This window comes from Halomonas sp. M4R1S46 (assembly GCF_025725685.1).
Classification (GTDB): domain Bacteria; phylum Pseudomonadota; class Gammaproteobacteria; order Pseudomonadales; family Halomonadaceae; genus Halomonas.
In genome coordinates, this window is the sequence record NZ_CP107008.1 from 1830199 (window position 1) to 1848482 (window position 18284).

Genomic DNA, 18284 nt, shown 5'->3' on the forward strand with positions numbered 1-18284 from the left:
GGGTCGGAGAATTTGCTTAACCGGGGTCCGGTCCGGGAGGCCATACAGTGTACTTGACCAGGGGGACAGGCGCCAAGCCGGCTCACCCCTCACCCCTCACCCCTCACCCCTCACCCCTCACCCCTCACCCCTCACCCCTGCTATAATCCGTGGCCCTTCACATCCTGCGCCTTCGCGCGCCATCGTCCTGACAACGGTGATCTCAATGCAAGCCCCCGAACTGCTGTCGCCCGCCGGCACCTTCAAGAAAATGCGCTATGCCTTCGCCTACGGGGCGGATGCGGTCTACGCCGGCCAGCCCCGCTACTCGCTGCGCGTGCGCAACAACGACTTCAAGCTCGACAACCTGCACAAGGGCATCGCCTATGCCCACGAGCGGGGCAAGCAGTTCTACGTGGCGTCCAACATCGCGCCGCACAACAGCAAGCTGAAGACCTACCTACGCGACATGGAGCCGGTCATCGAGGCCGGCCCCGATGCGCTGATCATGTCCGACCCCGGCCTGATCATGATGATCCGCGAGCGCTGGCCCGAGCAGGTCATCCACCTCTCCGTGCAGTCCAACGTGGTCAACTACGCGGCGGCGCGGTTCTGGCAGCAGCAGGGCATCAGCCGGATCATCCTGTCCCGCGAGCTGTCGCTCGAGGAGATCGCCCAGATCCGCGCCGAGTGCCCCGACCTGGAGATCGAGACCTTCGTCCACGGCGCCCTGTGCATCGCCTATTCCGGGCGCTGCCTGCTGTCCGGCTACTTCAACCACCGGGACCCCAACCAGGGGACCTGCACCAATGCCTGTCGCTGGAAGTACAACACCGTGGCGGCGGCGGAGGACGAGACCGGCGACCTGGTGCCGGCCAATTCGGCCCGCGCCCATGCCGCCAGCGGCATCTGGACCCCGGAGCAGGGTGGCGGCATGATCGCCTCCGCCGGGGGCAGCGCCGAGGTGAGTACCGCCACCGCCGGTGGCGTGGAGGGCCAGGACGAGCTCTCGGCGCTGATCGAGGACCGTACCCGGCCCGGCGAGCTGATGCCGGTCTTCGAGGACGAGCACGGCACCTACATCATGAACTCCAAGGACCTGCGCGCCGTGCAGCACGTGCCGCGGCTCACCGAGATGGGCGTCACCTCGCTGAAGATCGAGGGCCGCACCAAGTCCCATTACTATGTGGCGCGCACCGCCCAGGTCTACCGCCGGGCCATCGACGACGCCGTGGCCGGCCGGCCCTTCGACATGCGGCTGATGGACGAGCTCGACAACCTGGCCAACCGCGGTTATACGGAAGGCTTCTATCGCCGCCACGTGCATGACGAGTACCAGAACTACGAGCAGGGCAACTCCGTGGGCGTGCATCAGCAGTTCGTCGGCGAGGTCACCGGCTACGATCCCGACCGCGGGGTGCTGGAGATCGACGTCAAGAACCGCTTCGAGGTCGGCGACGGCATGGAGCTGATGCTGCCCGGCGGCAACCGCCGCTTCACCCTCGAACATATCGAGAACCGGCGCGGCGAATCGGTGGGCGCCGCCCCCGGCTCGGGCCATGTGGTGCGCATCCCGGTGCCCGGCGAGGCGATTGCGCCGGAGCGGATCGAGTTCGCCCTGCTGATGCGCGACCTGGGCTGAGCCCCCGCCGGGGACGCCGGGCTGGACACCGCCGGCGGCCTTCGGGGAAGCTGGGACCGGCAGGGGTTGCCCTGCCTCCCGATGACATCGACCAGAAGGAACCGGCATGGCCATCATCGAGCATAACGCCACCCTCCCGGCGCCGCCTGAGCGGGTCTTCAGTCTGCTCGAGCGAGTCGAGGACTTCGTCGATTACTCCGACCTGATCCGGGACATCGAACCGCTGGGTGGCGGGCACTATCGCTGGCATGTGCACGCGGTGGGCATGGACTGGACCTTCGAGGTGGCGATCACCGAGTCCCGGGCCCCGGAGGTGCTGGCCTGGGAGTCGTTGAGTGGCGTCCACAATCGCGGCCGCTATCGGCTCAGCCCGGTGCCCGAGGGCACCGAGGTGGCCCTGACGCTGGAATACGAGATCAAGAACCGCCTGGTGGAGAAGGCGGTCAACCGGGCGGTCCGGCCCCTGGTCAACAAGGTCAGCCAGCAGATCCTCGACCGGGTCGAGGCCCGGCTCTAGCCTTCTCGCTCAGGACGGGCGGGTGGTGGAGCCCCGGCCGGGTCGCCTTCCCGCCCCCGTTGTCGGCGGATCGCCGGGGTCAGGCCTTGCGCAGCGAGGCGTTGAGGTGGTCGACCACCTCGGCCCAGTCGGCGTCCTCGGCGATGGCCTCGCGGAGGAACTCCGCCTGGCCCTCGTTCCAGCAGGGCGCATCCGGCAGCGCCACCGTGGCCGGGATCGGCGCGTGGCGCTCGATGAAGCGCTGGATGGACGCCGGATCCGAGGCCAGTCCGAGCTGCTCGAAGAGTTCGCTGAAGGGATGATCGGGGTGTTCCATGAGCCACTCCGGGGGCTGCCAGGTGTGACATTCACTCTAGCCGGTCGCGACGCCGCCCGGGGCCGGTGACGTTCAACGCTTCGGCGTCTCGCGCTCTCCCACCAGGGGCGTCAGGAAACGTCGGCGGCGTTCGGTTTCGTCCAGGGGTTGGGCGAGCAGGTGGACCAGCTTGGTGGCCGCGGCCTCGGGCGTCATGTCGTCCCCGGACAGCACCCCCGCCTCGACCAGCGGGCGGCCGGCGGCGTAGTCGCCGATCGTCACCCCGCCATGCGGGCACTGGCTGATGGCGGCGATCAGCTTGCCTTCGCCGGCGGCCTGGGCCAGCACCCCGGTCATGGCCGGGTCGTCCGGCAGGTTGCCGCCGCCCCAGACCTCCAGCAGGGCGCCGCGCACGCGGTCGTCGAGCAGCCAGGCCTCCAGTTGCCAGGCGGCGATGCCCGGCCACAGCACGATGCGGGGCACGCCGCCCTCGCCGAGGGCGGCGTAGTCCGGCAGCTCGAAGCGGGGGGCCCCGCGTTGCTGGCGCTCCAGGCCACGGGTCGGGAAGAGCACGCAATCCTCGCCCACGCACTCGCCGAGGAGCGGGTGGTTGGGGCTGGTGAAGGCGTCGGCTCGGCGGGTCTGCCATTTGCGGCTGCGCACCCCGCGCAGCAGGCGACCGGCGAAGCACAGGGCGACTTCCTGCAGGCGGGGATCGGCGGCGAAGCGCAGCGAGCCCTCGATGTTGGCCAGGGCATCGCTGCCCGGAGCCTCGAGGGGCCGCATGGCGCCGGTCAGGACCACGCCGCGGTCGATGCCCTGGAGCTGGTAGGCCAGGCTGGCGGCGGTCCAGGCCAGGGTATCGGTGCCATGCAGCACCACGATACCGGCATGGCGCTGGTAGCGCCCGGCGATCAGGCCGGCCAGCCGTTGCCAGTCCCGGGGCGACGCGGCACTGGAGTCGATGGGCGTCGGGGTGGCGATCAGCTCGAAGTCCGGGAGCGCGGCTCGACGAGCCGGCGGCAGGGTCGCCAGGGCGCGGCGCAGCCGCGCCTCGAAGTCGGGGCCGGGCACCAGGCCATCGGGGCCGTCGACCATGCCGAGGGTGCCGCCGGTGTAGATCACCAGCACGGGGGAGGCGGGGGTGCTGCTCGTCATGGGGGGATCTCCTGGCCGGGGCGTTGGCGTCATGATACGGGCGTGGCGTCACCGGGCAAGCGTTCCGGTGGCGGCCGGCTAGCGGGTCACCAGGCGGCCCCGCGGGTCGGTCTCGAGCCGACGGTTGCGCCCCGCCAGCAGGGCGAAGCCGGCGGCGGCCACCACGATGCCCAGCAGGGCGGCGGTGATCTGCGCCAGGCTCAGCGCCCGGTCGAGCATCACCCCCACCGCCAGCGGGCCCAGGGCGGCCAGGGTGTAGCCGCCGCCCTGCACCAGGCCGGAGAGCTTGCCGGCGAGGCGCGAGTCGGCGGTGCGCAGCACGATCAGGGTCAGTGCCAGGCTGAAGCCGCCCCCCTGGCCGAGGCCGAGCAGCACGACCCCCGCCCAGCGCCATGCCGCCGGGCCCAGCAGCAGCAGCCACAGGCCGCTGCCCACCAGCGACAGCACCAGCAGCAGCGCCGGCCGCTGATCCCGTCCCAGGCGGGCGAGCCAGGGGGCGGCCAGGGCCGCGAAGAGCTGGACCATCACCGAGACACCCATCATCCAGCCGGCCGTGGCCTCGTCGTAGCCGCGCTCGACCAGCAGGCGCGGCAGCCAGCCGAAGACGATATAGGCCAGCGACGACTGGAAGCCCATGAACAGCATCACCTGCCAGGCCAGCGGCTGGTGCAGCAGGGCCCGGGTATTGCCGGTGGGAGCGGGGGGCGGCGGCAGCGTCCTGGGGCTCGGCATCAGGGCCGCCCAGCCCGCCAGGGCCAGGGCGGACAGGCCGGCCCAGGCCGTCAGGCTCGCCGCCCAGCCGCCGAGGCCCTCGGCCAGCGGGATGCTGAGGCCGGCCCCGAGGGCGCCGCCCAGGCACAGGGCCATGGTATAGACCCCGGTCATGAGGTCGGCGCTCTCGGTCAATTCGCGCTTGACCAGCGCCGGCAGCAGGGTGCCGGCGACGCCGATCGCCGCGCCCGCCAGCAGGGTGCCGCCGAACAGCCAGGCGGGGCTCGCCAGTCCGCGCAGGGCCAGGCCCAGGGTCAGGGCGAGCAGCGCCAGGGACAGGGTGCGTTCCGCCCCCAGGCGCCGGGACAGCCAGGGGGCCAGGGGCGCGAAGAGTCCGAGGCACAGCACCGGCAGGGTGGTCAGGGCGCCGATGGCCAGGACCGGCAGGCCGGCCTGGGTCTCGATGCGCGGCAACAGGGGCGCGAGGGATGACAGCGCCGGGCGCAGGTTGAGCCCCACCAGGATCATCAGCGCGATGAACACCGGCGGACGCGGTCGTCGTGGCGGGGCGCGTTCAGCGGCCGCCATGGTCATCCCCTCGCCATTCCCGGTGCGGTGCCGGCCGAGCGCGCCGCCGCTGCTGACGCTCGCTGAAGGCGGCCTCGTCCTCGAGCTCGTTGGCGGCGCGGAAGTGCACCGTGCCGGGGGCGGCGCGTTCGCTGTCGGCGCGGCGCCTTATGCCGGAGAGGTCTTCCGTGCTGGTCAGGTGGAGGCGCCCCTGGGGGGTCATCTGGGGGACCAGACGGCCCTCGTAGGCCCAGCAACGCTGCGGGACCCGGGCGACCCGCCAGTTGTGCCCCCGCCAGTGGGCCTGGCCATCGGCGCCGAGGTGCAGGCCGTCGTGGGGGACCAGGGCGGCGAATAGCCGGGCGTTGAGGATCAGGCCGCCGTCGCCCATCTGCACCGGTCCCTGGTAGCGTCCCTCGCTCAGCTCGGCCAGCACCGCATCGGCCTTGCGACCGGTGTCGAGGCGACCCTCGCCGCAGAGGTGGAGGAGGTCCCGGTCGATCTGTTTGATGATCCAGACGCGCACGGGCGTCCGGCCGAAGAGCTTCTTCCACATGGGCCTATCCCAGGTGGCGGCGCAGGTCGCCCCGCACGCTGTCCAGCAGCGCGATGAAGTGGCTGTCGCCGGAGGCATCGATGCGGTCGACCCGCGCGACGCTGGCCATGCCGCGCCCCACCGACAGCTGGTCGAAGATCTCCAGGGTCAGCTTCTCGGCGTCGGCCGCGCCCGGCTCGAGGTGACCCTCCTGCAGCGTGAAGCTCGGCAGCAGCGTGGCGCGCACCCGGGTGGCGCCGCCCTCCGCCAGCACGCGGCGCACGAACAGCCAGCCCTCGCAGGCCAGCGCCTGGCCGCCCGGGTGCTGGCGCAGGAAGAGGGTGCGATAGCAGGCTCCCTGGCCGGCCGCCTTCTCGGCCATGCTGCGATAGGCCTCGGTGGTGCGGGTCGCCGAGACCCCCGAGGACTCGAGCTTCTGCCAGGCGGCACGATGCTCGCGGTCCAGCTGGGCCTGCCGCTGGAAGGTGAGCCAGCGCTGATAGTCGTGGATCGGGTCGTTGGACTCCATGGGCATTCCTTGCTCAGGATGATGGGGATGTCTCGCCGGCCGGGCTACCGTCGCATATTCCGCGGTGGCCCGCCAGCCCGGGCCTCAGGCCTGTTGGCGACCCTGGCCGCCGCGGCGCCGGCGACGCGAGGGACGCTGGCCGTCGTCGCTGCCGCGGCCGCCCTGGGCCTGCTGGGGCTTGCCGCCACGGCCGCCGCCGCCATTGCGTTCGCGACCACCGCCGCGGTTGCCGCGACCGTTCTCGATCGGCTCCGGCTTGGCGTTGGGATCCGGCTCGAACCCCGGCTCGATGTGCTTCTCCAGGTCGCGCTTGATCAGCCGCTCGATGTTTTTGAGCAGGCCGTGCTCGTCGACGCAGACCAGGGACACGGCCTGGCCGTCGTTGCCGGCCCGGCCGGTGCGGCCGATGCGGTGGACATAGTCCTCGGCGACATTGGGCAGCTCGAAGTTGACCACGTGGGGCAGCTCGTCGATATCCAGGCCGCGGGCGGCGATGTCGGTGGCCACCAGTACCTGCAGCTCGCCGGACTTGAAGGAGGACAGCGCCCGGGTGCGGGCCGACTGGCTCTTGTTGCCGTGGATGGCCATGGCCGGGATGTCCTGCTTGCCGAGGTGCTCGGCGAGGCGGTTGGCGCCATGCTTGGTGCGGGTGAAGACCAGCACCTGGTGCCACCGGTGGGCGCTGATCAGGTGGGCCAGCAGGTCGCGTTTCTTCTCGCGGTCGACCCGGTAGACGGCCTGGTCCACGGTCTCGGCGGTGGTGTTGCGGCGGGCCACCTCGATCAGGGTCGGGGCGTCGAGCAGCTTGTTGGCCAGCGCCTGGATCTCGTTGGAGAAGGTCGCCGAGAACAGCAGGTTCTGGCGCTTCTCGGGCAGCAGCTTCAACACCTTCTTGATGTCGTGGATGAAGCCCATGTCGAGCATGCGGTCGGCCTCGTCCAGGACCAGGATCTCGACCCTGGAGAGGTCGACATGGCCCTGCTGGTGCAGGTCGAGCAGGCGTCCCGGGGTCGCCACCAGGATGTCGAGGCCGGGGCGGAGGGCGTCCACCTGGGGCTGCTGGCCGACGCCGCCGAAGATCACGTGGGAGGTGAGCGGCAGGTGGCGGCCATAGTCGCGCACGCTCTCGCCCACCTGGGCGGCCAGTTCGCGGGTCGGGGTCAGGACCAGGGCACGCACGCCGCGCTTGGCCGGCCGCTTGCCGCCGGACAGGCGCTGCAGCATGGGCAGGGTGAAGCCGGCGGTCTTGCCGGTGCCGGTCTGGGCGCTGGCCAGCAGGTCGCCGCCCTGCAGGACGGCGGGAATGGCCTGGCGCTGGATCGGGGTCGGGGTCGTGTAGCCCTGGGCATCGATGGCGCGAAGCAGTTCGGCGCTCAGGCCGAGGTCGGAAAAGGTCATGCGGTCTCCGCAACAACGCCACGGTCCGCGCCAGTCGGAAGTGCGACTGGCCAGTCCCGGGCCGGGGCGTGGGAATGGGGTAAGACGCGGCGGAAGGGACCGAGGGAGCCGCGAGAGGGGGATTATGCCACAGCGGCGCCGTCAACGCAGCCGGCGAATTCCGGCGGCGACCTCGTCGGCGACGCTGTCCCAGCTGTGTCCCAGGGCGCGCACCAGGGCCGGGTAGCCGTCGGCCGCCAGGGGCGTGGTCACCCGGAAGGGCTCGAGGGCCAGCAGGCGGCCGTCGGCGTCGCGCAGTTGCCAGCGGCCCTCGGTGACGGCCAGGCCGTCGTGGCGGCCCTGGAAGCGCTCCACCTCGACGCGCAGTCGCTGCGACGTCTCGCCCCCGGCGTCGGCCTCGAACATCACCCGGGTCTCCGGCAGCCGATGGGCGAGCCGCTCGCGCAGGCCGCGCTCGAGCTGGCGGCCCAGGGGCTCGACCCACTGGTGGCCGCTGGCCTCCTGCAGGGTGATGTCATCGAGCTGGAAGACGATGCCCTCGACGTCCAGGTAGCGGGCCAGGCGCAGCGGGCGTAGCACCAGCTGGTGGCGGGCCGCCGCCCCCGAGGCCCGACCGGACGTCGTGGCATCGTCGGGCAGGGTATAGCGGGTCGGTGGCTCGCCACCGACGGCGCAGCCGCCCAGCCACAGCAGGGACATCAGGACGGCGAGGCCTTTGGCGCGGGTCATGGCTGGCTCCTCCGGGTCGGGGCGCGAGGCATCGGATCCTCGGTCTGCAGGCTGTCGAACAGCAGGGCGCGGGGGTCGTCGCCCAACTGGCGGGCCACCGGCTGCAGGTCGCGCATCAGCCGCTCGATCTGGTCGAGGGTGTCGGTCAGGTCGCGGTAGGCCGGGGCCTCCGGCGAGAGGCCCTCGAGGGTGCCGCGCAGCTCCTTGAGGGTGGCGTTGAGGTTGCCGGGCAGGGCCCGGGTGTCCGGGTCGTCGAGCAGGGTCTGCACCTCGGCGGTGAGCTCGCGGACCTCCTTGAGCATCGCCTCCGAGGTGGCGAGATTGCGCGACAGGCCGTCGAGGATCGGCGCCACCTCGAGCTCGTTGAGCTTGTCGAGCAGGGCCGTGACCTGGGCCTGGATCTGGGCCAGGCCTCCGGAGGTGGTGGGGAAGACGGTGCGCTCGGCGAAGGTCTCGGGCTGGTACTCGCCGGCCCGCTGGCGGTCGAGGGTCAGGTCGACGAACAGGGCTCCGGTCAGCAGGCTGCCGCTCTTCAGCGACGCCCGCAGGCCACGCTGGAAGAGCCGGTCGAAGCGTGCCCGCCAGTCCTCGAGGTCCAGCGCCTGGCTGTCGATGCCCAGCCGCTGTGGCTCGATGCGGATCAGCACCGGGATGGCCAGCCGGCCTCGCTCGTCGGGCTGGGGCGCGGTGAAGTTCCAGGGCACGCTGGCCACCGTGCCGACCCGCACGCCGCGGAACTCCACCGGTGCCCCGCGACTCAGGCCGCGGATCGTGTCCTCGATCAGCAGCACGTACTCGAGGTAGCGATCGAAGGTGCCCTGCCGGGCGCTTTCCTCATCGGCATAGAGGGTGAAGGTGGTGTCGGGGTCGGCAGGCAGCCCCCGGGGCAGGTCCTCGGGGACGCCGAAGCTCACCCCGCCGCCGAGCAGTGCCTCCAGGGACTCCAGCTGCACGCGCACACCCTCGGAGTCGAGGCGCAGGTCGACCCCGCTGGCGGTCCAGAACCGCGTGTTCTCGGTGACCAGGCGGTGGTAGGGGCTCTCGATGAAGATGCGGTGGTGCATGCGCCGGGACTCCACCTCGAAGCTCGCCTCCTCGACGCGGCCCACGGCGAACCCCTGGTAGGTGACCGGGTCACCGACAGTCAGGGAGTTGCCCAGTTGGCTGATCAGGTTGACCCTCAGGCCCTCGGCCCCGGGAGGCGCCACCGGCGGCTGCTCGCTGACCTGGAAGGTGCGCTTGTCCTCCTCGCTGCGCCCCGGCTCGAGCTGCAGGTAGGCGCCGGAGAGCACGGTGTTCAGGCCGCTGATGCCCTCCCGGCCGATGCGCGGCTTGACTACCCAGAAGGTGCTGTCCTCGACGAGCATGGGGGTCGCCTCGGGCTTCATCCGCGCCTTGATCACCACCCGGGAGAGGTCATCCGACAGCGATACCGCCTCCACCCTGCCGATCTCCACGTTGCGGGTCTTGATCAGGGTACTGCCGGCCTCGATGCCGTCGGCGCTCTCCATGGTCAGGGTGATCAGGGGACCGCGACCGAGGTAGTTGTCATAGACCAGCCAGGCGCCGATCAGCAGCGCCACGATGGGCACGATCCAGATCGGCGAGAGCGGTGCCTGCGGCGTGGCCCGGGCACGGTGCACATCGTCGGCCGTATCGTCACGGGGCGAGTCGTTCATGGGCTGCGTCCTTGTCCGCTGCGGGTCTCGGGGGCGTATGGATGTCCCAGATCAACCTGGGGTCGAAGCTCATGGCGGCGAGCATGGTGATCACCACCACGGCGCCGAAGGCCAGCGCCGCAGGGCCGGGCGTGACCGACATCAGGTTGCCGGCGCGGATCAGGGCCACCAGGATGGCGACCACGAAGATATCGACCATCGACCAGCGGCCGATGAACTCGGTCAGCCGATACAGCCGGGTGCGCGACAGCGCGAAGTGGTTGTGGGCGCGGGGCGCCACCAGGCACAGCCAGGACAGGGCCAGCAGCTTGCCCACCGGCACGATCACGCTGGCCACCAGGATCACCAGCGCCACCGGCCAGGAGCCCATCTCGATCAGCTCGACGATGCCGCCGATGATGGTGGACGGACTGCTGCGGCCCAGGCTGGTGGTGGTCATGATCGGATAGACGTTGGCCGGAATATAGAAGATGGCCGCCGCGGCGAGCAGCGCCCAGGTGCGCTGGATGCTCCGCGGATGGCGCGCATGCAGGGGTTCGTGGCAGCGCCGGCAGCGGCCCTTGCCGCCGGCATCGAGACGGTTGACCAGGCCGCAGGTAGGGCAGCCGGTGAGGCCCTGGGCGGCGGCGGTCTCGCCGGTGCGGCTGCCTTCCGGAGCGCTCGGCTCCCCGGCCAGGGCGAACCAGAGCCAGTCGCGATCCACCGACTGGGACGTGGCCAGCAGCAGCAGGGCGAAGGCCCCGAAGGCCCAGAAGGAGGGACCCAGTTCCACCTGGGCGAGTCCCGCGATCTTGATCAGGCTGACCAGGGTGCCGATCAGGAAGACGTCGGCCATCATCCAGGGCTCCAGATGGGCCAGGGTGCGGGCGGTGCCCCGGCTCGCCGGCAGGGGGGAACCCCGCAGGAGCCCCGCCTGGAGCCAGACGACGCCGAGCAGATAGAGGGCCGGCAGCACCAGGATGGTCAGCAGCACCGCGATCGCCACCAGGGGCGCGTCGTGGCCGATCAACTGGCCGGCGGTCTGGGTCAGCTCGATACGGTTGCCGACGCCGCTGACGCTGAAGCCGAGAAAGGGGAAGGCCAGGGCCAGGGCCAGCGCCGTCAGGGCGGCGAGGGACAGGGCCAGGCTGCGCTGGGCGGGGTAGCGGTGGCGCCGGACCTGCGGATGGCGGCAGCGCGGACAGACGGCCTGCTCGCCGGCATGCAGGGGCGGGAGGGCCATCAGCCAGTCGCACTCGTGGCACGCGCGCAGGCGCCGCCGGGAGACCCGGACTTCCGGCGGGGCGCGATCCACGAGGGGCGCCTGCCGGGGCAGGGCGACATGGCGAAAGGCCGGCCTTGGCACTGGCGAGGGGTCCTCCTGACGATCAGCGGCACTGTTACGGAGTGTGTCACGTTGACGCCGGAGGCACCATAGTCAAACATGCGGGCCTGAATGTTCCCCCTTGGAGATCCCATGATGCTTCCCGTTCTGGCGGTGGTGGCAGGCCTGATCCTGCTGGTATGGAGCGCCGAGCGCTTCGTCGACGGTGCCGCCGCGACCTCTGCACGACTCGGCCTTTCCCCCCTGTTGATCGGCATGCTGGTGATCGGCTTCGGTACCTCGGCGCCGGAGCTGGTGGTCTCGGCCATCGCGGCCGGGCAGGGCAATCCCGGCCTGGCCCTGGGTAACGCCTACGGCTCGAACATCGCCAACATCGGCCTGATCCTGGGTCTCGTGGCGCTGATCTCGCCGCTGGCGGTACATTCCGGGGTGATCCGCCGGGAGCTGCCGGTGCTGGGGGCCGCGACGCTGCTGTCGGCGCTGCTGCTGCTGGGCGGTGGCATCGCGCGCCTGGAGGGCGTGCTGCTGCTGGTGCTGCTGGGGGGGTTCATGGCGGTCAGCGTCGTCAGGGGGCTGCGCGACGGCAGTGACCCTCTCTCCACCGACACCGAGACCGACCTGGCGGCCCACCCCATGTCGCTGCGCGCGTCGCTGGCCTGGACGGGCATCGGCCTGGTGCTGCTGGTGGCGAGCTCCCGGCTGCTGGTCTGGGGGGCGGTGGCCATCGCTCAGAGCTTCGGCGTCAGCGACCTGATCATCGGCCTGACGGTGGTGGCCGTGGGCACCTCGCTGCCGGAGCTGGCGTCCTCGCTGAGCGCCCTGCGGCGGGGCGAGCATGACCTGGTGCTCGGCAACGTGGTGGGCTCCAACCTCTTCAACACCCTCGGGGTGGTGGGTCTCGCCGCGGTGATCGCGCCCATCGACGCCGGTCGCGAGGTGCTGCTGCGCGACTGGAGCCTGATGACCGCCATGACCGTGCTGATGATGGTCTTCGCCATGGGCTGGCGGGGGCGGGCAGGGCGCATCAACCGCCTCGAGGGCGGGGCACTGCTGGCGATGTACACGGCCTACATCGGTTTCATGATCAGCCTGGTGGTCGGCAGCGCGACGGCCTGAGTCGGCCGGCTGCGACAACGCGACACAGCGCCGGGCATGGGCAAGACCTCGCCTCGCCCCGTACCGGGAGTATGATGGCGGGGATTGCCTGAATGTGCGCGGGCCGGGTGACGCGCGAGCCCGCGATCCACTGGGATTGGCTAGGCTGTTCAGGCACGCCAGATGAATGCGGCAGGACGCTCCCGCGTCCGATGCACAAGGGCACGACCAGTGCCCGGTGCATCCTTGCCCCTTCGCCCGCAGGACCGAGGAGTGTCTCATGGAGCTTGATCCCCTGCTGTTGTCGCGGTTGCAGTTCGCCTTCGTGGTGTCCTTTCATGCCATCTTCCCGGTGTTCTCCATCGGCCTGGCATCCTATCTCGCCGTGCTCAACGGCCTCTTCTATCGTACCCAGAATCCCGCCTGGGAGCGCCTGGCGATCTTCTGGACACGGGTCTTCGCCGTGGTGTTCGGCATGGGCGTGGTCTCGGGGATCGTGATGTCCTTCCAGTTCGGCACCAACTGGAGCAACTTCTCGCTCGCGGCCGCGAACTTCCTCGGACCGATGCTCAGCTACGAGGTGGTCACGGCCTTCTTCCTGGAGGCGTCGTTCCTCGGCGTGTTGCTGTTCGGCCGCGGCAAGGTGCCCCAGGGGGTGCACCTCTTCGCCTCGATCATGGTGGCCATCGGCACCTTCATCTCGGCCTTCTGGATCCTCGCCGCCAACAGCTGGATGCAAACCCCGGTGGGCATGGAATTCATCGAGGGCCGTTTCCGCGTCACCGACTGGAGCGAGGCGATCTTCAATCCCTCCTTCCCCTATCGCTTCACCCATATGGTGCTGGCGTCCTTCCTCACCGGGGGCTTCGTGGTGGCCGGCGTCAGCGCCTGGTACCTGCTGATCGGCCGCGACGTCGAGGCCAACCGCAAGGCCTTCTCCATGTGCTTGTGGCTGCTGCTGGTGCTGGCCCCGACCCAGGCGGTGGTGGGCGATTTCCATGGCCTCAACACCCTGGAGCATCAGCCGACCAAGGTGGCGGCCATGGAAGGCAACTGGGAAACCCGGCGGGGCGCCCCCCTGCTGCTGTTCGCCTGGCCCGACCAGGACGCCCAGGAGAATCGCTTCGAGCTCGGCATCCCGGGGCTGGCCAGCCTGATCCTGACCCATCACCTGGACGGCGAGTTGCCGGGGATCAGTGAGGTCCCCCCGGCGGAACAGCCGCCGGTGTGGATCGTGTTCTGGTCCTTCCGCGTCATGGTGGGGCTGGGCTTCGCCATGATCGCCGTGGCGGTCGCCGGGCTCTGGCTGCGTCTCAAGGGGCGGCTCTTCGGGCCCGATGCGCATCGCGGCTACCTGCAGCTGATGCGGCTGATGTCGGTGACGCCCTTCCTGGCCGTGCTCGCCGGCTGGTTCGTCACCGAGACCGGTCGTGCCCCCTGGCTGGTCTACGGCATCATGAGCCAGGCCGAGGCCGTGACCCCCTCGCTGACCGGTGGCATGGCGCTGTTCACCCTGGTCGGCTATGGCCTGGTCTATGCCGTGGTGTTCTGGGCCGGGGTGCTCTACCTGACCCGGGTGGTCCGTCAGGGCATGCTGCCCGAGGCCCCCCACGAGGACGAGGTCGAGCGGCCCAAGCGCCCCCTCTCCGCCGCCCACGTGCCCTTCGAAGACGCCGCCAGCCAACCGGGGAGGAACTGAGCCATGGAAATGTTCGATCTGTCGCTGATCTGGGCCGCCATCATCGGCTTCGGCGTGATCATGTACGTGCTGATGGACGGCTTCGACCTGGGCGTGGGGATCCTCTTCCCCTTCGCCCCGGACGAGGGCAGCCGGGACGTGATGATGAACTCGGTGGCGCCGGTGTGGGACGGCAACGAGACCTGGCTGGTGCTGGGCGGCGCCGGCCTGCTGGCGGCCTTCCCGCTGGTCTATGCGGTCTTCCTGCCGGCGCTCTATATCGGCGTCTTCCTGATGCTGGCGGGGCTGATCTTCCGCGGCATCGCCTTCGAGTTCCGCTTCAAGTCCCACCGCAACCGCCGCTGGTGGAACCGTGCCTTCTGCTGGGGCTCGGCGGTGGCCGCTTTCGCCCAGGGCGCGGTCGTGGGCACCTATATCCAGGGTTTCGCCGTGGAGGACTTCGTCTATGTCGGCGGGCCCCTGGACTGGCTGTCGCCGTTCACGGTGGTGACCGGCCTGGGCCTGATGGCCGGCTATGCGCTGCTGGGCGCCACCTGGCTGATCATGAAGAGCGAGGGGCACACCCAGGAATGGGCCTACCGGCTGGCCCCGCGGCTGCTGCTGGCGGTCCTGGCGGTGTTCGCCGTCATCAGCCTGTGGACGCCCTTCGTCGACGACTACGTACGTGACCGCTGGTTCGGCCAGCTGCACCTGATCTGGATCTTCCCGGCGTTGGCGCTGGCCAGTGCGGCCTGGCTGTGGCGCTCGGTGCGGGAGCGCCGCGAGGGCCAGCCGTTCATCGCCACCCTGGGCCTGTTCATCTTCACCTACCTGGGACTGGTGGTCAGCAAGTGGCCGGTGATCGTGCCGCCGGACTATACCCTCTGGGAGGCCGCCTCGGCGCCGGAATCCCAGCTCTTCCTGCTGCTCGGGATGCTCTTCGTGATTCCCATCGTGCTGACCTATACCGCCTGGACCTACTGGGTCTTCCGCGGCAAGGTCCGGGAGGGCGAGGGCTATCACTGAGGTCTCCGAGGCGCGCACCGCCCGCACCTGGCTGGCGCGCCTGGCGCACGCCGAGCGCCGGCGGCTGGCCCTGGCGGTGGCCGCCGGGCTCGTCGCCGGGGCCCTGACCGTCGCCCAACTGACCCTGCTGGCCTGGCTGGTGGCTGCCCTGCTGGTGGACGGCACGCCGCTTTCGGCCCTGGTGCCGGGTTTGCTGGCGCTGGCGGCGCTGCTGGTGTTGCGTGCCCTGGCCCAGTGGGGCCAGGACGCCGCCGGGCTCGCCGCCAGCCTGCGCCTGCGGACCCGGGCCAGGACCGAGCTGCTCGACCACCTGGCGGAGCTGGGGCCCGTGGGCGTCGCCGGCCACCACACGGCCAGTCTCGCCAACCGGGTCGTGGATCAGGTCGAGGCCCTGGACGGCTATGTGGCCCGTTTCCTGCCCCAGCGTCACCTGGCCGTGGCCATGCCGCTGCTGATCCTCGCCGTGGTGGCCTGGCTGGACTGGCTGGCGGCGCTGTTCCTGCTGCTCGCCGCGCCGCTGATTCCGCTGTTCATGGCCCTGGTCGGCATGGGGGCCGAGCGGCTCAACCGCGAGCAGTTCGACGCCGTCTCGCGGCTGTCGCGGCATTTCATCGATCGGGTGCGGGGGCTCACCACCCTGCAGCTGTTCGGCCACACCCGGGCGGCCACCCGCGAGGTGCATGCCGCCGCCGACGACTATCGGCGGCGCAGCATGCGCACCCTGCGCCTGGCTTTCCTGTCCTCGGCGGTCCTCGAGTTCTTCGCCGCCGTGGCCATCGCCATGGTGGCCATCTACGTGGGCTTCGGCCTGCTGGGCTATATCGCCTATGGGCCGTCGGACGAGCTGACCCTGTTCAGCGGGCTCCTCGTGCTGCTGTTGGCCCCGGAATTCTTCCAGCCGCTGCGCAGCCTCGCCCAGCACTACCACGACCGGGCCGCGGCCCTGGGCGCCGCCGAGGGCCTGGTGGCCCTGCTGGCGGAGCGGCCACGCCGGCCCCTGGATGCCGGGGAGGAGACGCCCCAGGCACCCGAGGCGCTGGTCGAGCTCGTCGGCGCCGGCGTCTCGCACCCCGAGCGGGGGCGGGTGCTGGGGCCCCTGGACCTGACGCTCGCCCGGGGCGAGATCCTCGGGGTGAGCGGGCCCTCCGGGGCCGGCAAGTCGATGCTGCTGCAGCTGCTGGCGGGCTTCGTCGGGCCCACCGAGGGGACGCGGCGGGTGGTGGCGGACCACGCCTTCGCCTGGATGGACCAGCGCCCGGTGCTGATCCATGGCAGCCTCGCCGACAACCTGCGCCTGGCCACGCCCGAGGCCGACGAGGCCGCCCTGCGACGTGCCCTCGAGCGGGCCGGGCTCGGCGAGCTGCTGGCCGTCCTGCCCGCCGGGCTCGAGACGCCCCTCGGCGAGCGCGGCGTGGGGCTCTCCGGGGGCCAGGCCCAGCGCCTGGCCCTGGCGCGGGTCTTCCTCTCGCCGGCGTCCCTGGTGCTGCTCGACGAGCCCACCGCCAGCCTGGATGCGGCCAGCGAGGCCCGGGTGCTGAATGGGCTGGCCGCCCTGGCCGCGGAGGGGCGCACCCTGGTCATCGCCAGCCACCAGGCGGCGCCCCTGGCGCTGGCCCGGCGTGTCCTGCGGCTGCGCAATGGCCGTGAAGCGGGAGAGCTCCATGGCTGAGCCCTCGCGGCCCGGATGGCGGGCCACCCTGGGGCCCTGGCTGCGCCTGCTGGGGAGGCGGCGGCGTCGCTTGCTGGCCGGTGCCGGCCTGATGGCCCTGGCGCTGGCCTCGGCATTGGGATTATTGGCCCTTTCCGGCTGGTTCATCACCGCCACGGGGCTTGCCGGTATGGCCCTGGCCGCCGGCGCGGCGTTGACCCTGGATGTCTATGTGCCCGGTGGGGGCATCCGCGCCTTCGCCCTGACCCGCACCGTGGCCCGCTACCTGGAGCGCCTGTACAACCACGACACCGTGCTGCGCCTGCTGGCCGATTTGCGTGCCGGGATGTTCGCCGTCCTCGCCGACCTCGATGCCGCCTGCCTGGCTCGGCGGCGGGCCAGCGACTGGCTGAACCGCCTGACCGCCGACATCGATACCCTGGACAGCCTCTTCCTGCGTCTGCTGGCGCCGGCGGCGGTGGCCCTGGGGGCGATTCTCGCCCTGGCCGGCTTCCTGGCGCTCTGGTCGCCGGTGGTGGGGGGCACCGTGGCCGCGATGCTGGGCCCGGCCTGGCTGTGGCTGACCCTGGGCCAGGCGAGGCTGGGCCTGGCCGCCAGCCGGCGCCGCGTGGACGAACTGGAGCGCCTGCGCGGGCGGGTGATCGAGCAGCTCCAGGGCCTCGCCGAACTCGAGGCCTACGGCAGCCTGGCGGACCATCGTCGCCGACTCGAGGCCATCGAGGCACGGCTCGCCGCCGACCATCGTCGGCTGGGGCTCACCGCGGCGCTGGGCAACGCCCTGGCCGGGCTGGCGACGGGCGCGACCTGGCTCGCCGCCCTGTGGCTGGCCGCCCGGGCCTGGCAGGGCGGCGAGCTGGCCGGGCCGGTGATGGTGATGGTGCCCCTGGCCGTGCTGGCGCTGAACGAGGCCCTGACGGCCCTGCCCGCGGCCTTCACCCAGGCCGGCGCCACCCGGGCCGCCGCCGAGCGGCTGAATGCCCTGAGGGCCGCCCGCCGCCCGCCGTCCTCCCCGGTCACGGCGTCGCTGCCCGAGGGGCCGCTGGCGGTGGCCCTGGAGCGGGTCGGCCTGCACTATCCCGGCGCCCTGACCCCCGCCCTCGACGGGTTCGACCTGGCCCTCGCCCCGGGGGAGCGCCTGGCCCTGTATGGCGCCTCCGGGGCCGGCAAGTCGAGCGTGGCGGCATTGCTGACGCGCCAGCTCGTGCCGAGCGCGGGCAGCGTGCGGCTCGCCGGTCGGCCGCTCGCCGCCATCGCCGAGGCCGACCTGCGGCGGCGCACGGCCTGCCTGACCCAGCTCACCGAGCTGTTCGACGACAGCCTGGCGGCCAACCTGCGCCTGGCCGACCCCTCGGCCGGGGAGGCGCGGCTCTGGGAGGTGCTGGCGGTGGTGGAACTGGCCGAATGGGCCGACGGCCTGCCCCGCGGGCTCGCCACCCGCGTGGGCGAGGGCGGCCGGCGGCTGTCCGGCGGTCAGGCCCGGCGCCTGTCGCTCGCCCGCCTGCTGCTGCGCGACCCGGGGCTGGTGATCCTCGACGAGCCCTTCGCGGGCCTGGACCGGGCCCTGGCCGAGCGACTGGCCGGTCGCCTGGACGCCTGGCTGCGAGGACGCAGCGTGCTCTACCTGGCCCACGCCCCGGCCACCGCCGATGGGCTGCTGCCGGGAGTGACGCGCCGCCTGGTGCTGGAGGCGGGCGCGCAACGCGCCCTTTGCGCCCGGGCGCGGAATCTTACAGGATAGGGCAAAGGACCTTTG

16 protein-coding genes are annotated in these 18284 nt (G+C 71.5%); 7 read left to right on the plus strand and 9 right to left on the minus strand.

All coding sequences use genetic code 11. From position 1 onward, the window contains the following. The first annotated feature begins 205 nt into the window (after positions 1-205). Both yegQ and OCT48_RS08660 read left to right on the plus strand, forming a co-directional pair. Positions 206-1621 (plus strand): tRNA 5-hydroxyuridine modification protein YegQ, encoded by a 1416-nt coding sequence (gene yegQ / locus OCT48_RS08655; RefSeq protein ID WP_263592291.1) that lies wholly within the window; start codon positions 206-208, stop codon positions 1619-1621. Positions 1622-1727: 106 nt separating this feature from the next. Continuing rightward, positions 1728-2138 (plus strand): SRPBCC family protein, encoded by a 411-nt coding sequence (locus OCT48_RS08660; RefSeq protein WP_263592292.1) that lies wholly within the window; start codon positions 1728-1730, stop codon positions 2136-2138. Positions 2139-2217: 79 nt separating this feature from the next. Here the strand turns inward: OCT48_RS08660 and OCT48_RS08665 are convergent, their stop codons facing one another. The 9 genes from OCT48_RS08665 to OCT48_RS08705 form a co-directional block, all read right to left on the minus strand. After that, the gene (locus OCT48_RS08665) at positions 2218-2454 is read right to left on the minus strand and encodes a DUF2789 domain-containing protein (protein WP_263592293.1); all 237 of its coding nucleotides are present in this window, start codon (positions 2452-2454) and stop codon (positions 2218-2220) included. Between the two features lie 72 nt (positions 2455-2526). Then, on the minus strand, positions 2527-3591 hold the full coding sequence (locus OCT48_RS08670) for an asparaginase (protein ID WP_263592294.1): 1065 nt from the start codon (positions 3589-3591) through the stop codon (positions 2527-2529). Between the two features lie 78 nt (positions 3592-3669). After that, on the minus strand, positions 3670-4890 hold the full coding sequence (locus OCT48_RS08675; protein WP_263592295.1) for an MFS transporter: 1221 nt from the start codon (positions 4888-4890) through the stop codon (positions 3670-3672). Continuing rightward, a complete protein-coding gene (locus OCT48_RS08680) occupies positions 4877-5425 on the minus strand; it encodes a hypothetical protein (RefSeq protein ID WP_263592296.1) in 549 nt (182 codons plus the stop codon). Before OCT48_RS08680 ends, OCT48_RS08675 begins: the two co-directional genes overlap by 14 nt. Positions 5426-5429: 4 nt before the next feature. Beyond that, on the minus strand, positions 5430-5933 hold the full coding sequence (locus tag OCT48_RS08685) for a hypothetical protein (RefSeq protein ID WP_263592297.1): 504 nt from the start codon (positions 5931-5933) through the stop codon (positions 5430-5432). A gap of 84 nt (positions 5934-6017) precedes the next feature. Continuing rightward, positions 6018-7331, minus strand: coding sequence for a DEAD/DEAH box helicase (locus tag OCT48_RS08690; protein WP_263592298.1), 1314 nt, complete (start codon positions 7329-7331; stop codon positions 6018-6020). 141 nt (positions 7332-7472) lie between these two features. Continuing rightward, entirely contained in the window at positions 7473-8060 is a 588-nt protein-coding gene (locus OCT48_RS08695) for a membrane integrity-associated transporter subunit PqiC (protein ID WP_263592299.1), read from the minus strand. Continuing rightward, on the minus strand, positions 8057-9739 hold the full coding sequence (gene pqiB / locus OCT48_RS08700) for an intermembrane transport protein PqiB (protein WP_263592300.1): 1683 nt from the start codon (positions 9737-9739) through the stop codon (positions 8057-8059). The genes OCT48_RS08695 and pqiB overlap by 4 nt, the downstream gene beginning before the upstream one ends. After that, the gene (locus OCT48_RS08705; protein WP_263592301.1) at positions 9720-11033 is read right to left on the minus strand and encodes a paraquat-inducible protein A; all 1314 of its coding nucleotides are present in this window, start codon (positions 11031-11033) and stop codon (positions 9720-9722) included. Before OCT48_RS08705 ends, pqiB begins: the two co-directional genes overlap by 20 nt. Before the next feature lie 162 nt (positions 11034-11195). Here OCT48_RS08705 and OCT48_RS08710 point away from each other — a divergent pair, with 162 nt between their 5' ends. From OCT48_RS08710 to cydC, 5 genes are all read left to right on the plus strand, one after another. Then, a complete protein-coding gene (locus tag OCT48_RS08710) occupies positions 11196-12179 on the plus strand; it encodes a calcium/sodium antiporter (protein ID WP_263592302.1) in 984 nt (327 codons plus the stop codon). Between the two features lie 259 nt (positions 12180-12438). Further along, on the plus strand, positions 12439-13857 hold the full coding sequence (locus tag OCT48_RS08715; protein ID WP_263592303.1) for a cytochrome ubiquinol oxidase subunit I: 1419 nt from the start codon (positions 12439-12441) through the stop codon (positions 13855-13857). A 3-nt stretch (positions 13858-13860) separates the two neighbouring features. Further along, positions 13861-14862, plus strand: a complete 1002-nt coding sequence (cydB, locus tag OCT48_RS08720) for a cytochrome d ubiquinol oxidase subunit II (protein ID WP_263592304.1) — start codon at positions 13861-13863, stop codon at positions 14860-14862. Beyond that, the gene (cydD, locus tag OCT48_RS08725) at positions 14855-16531 is read left to right on the plus strand and encodes a thiol reductant ABC exporter subunit CydD (protein ID WP_263592597.1); all 1677 of its coding nucleotides are present in this window, start codon (positions 14855-14857) and stop codon (positions 16529-16531) included. The genes cydB and cydD overlap by 8 nt, the downstream gene beginning before the upstream one ends. Then, complete coding sequence (cydC, locus tag OCT48_RS08730) at positions 16524-18269, plus strand: thiol reductant ABC exporter subunit CydC (protein WP_263592305.1); 1746 nt, start codon at positions 16524-16526, stop codon at positions 18267-18269. The genes cydD and cydC overlap by 8 nt, the downstream gene beginning before the upstream one ends. The last annotated feature ends 15 nt before the right edge of the window (positions 18270-18284 follow it).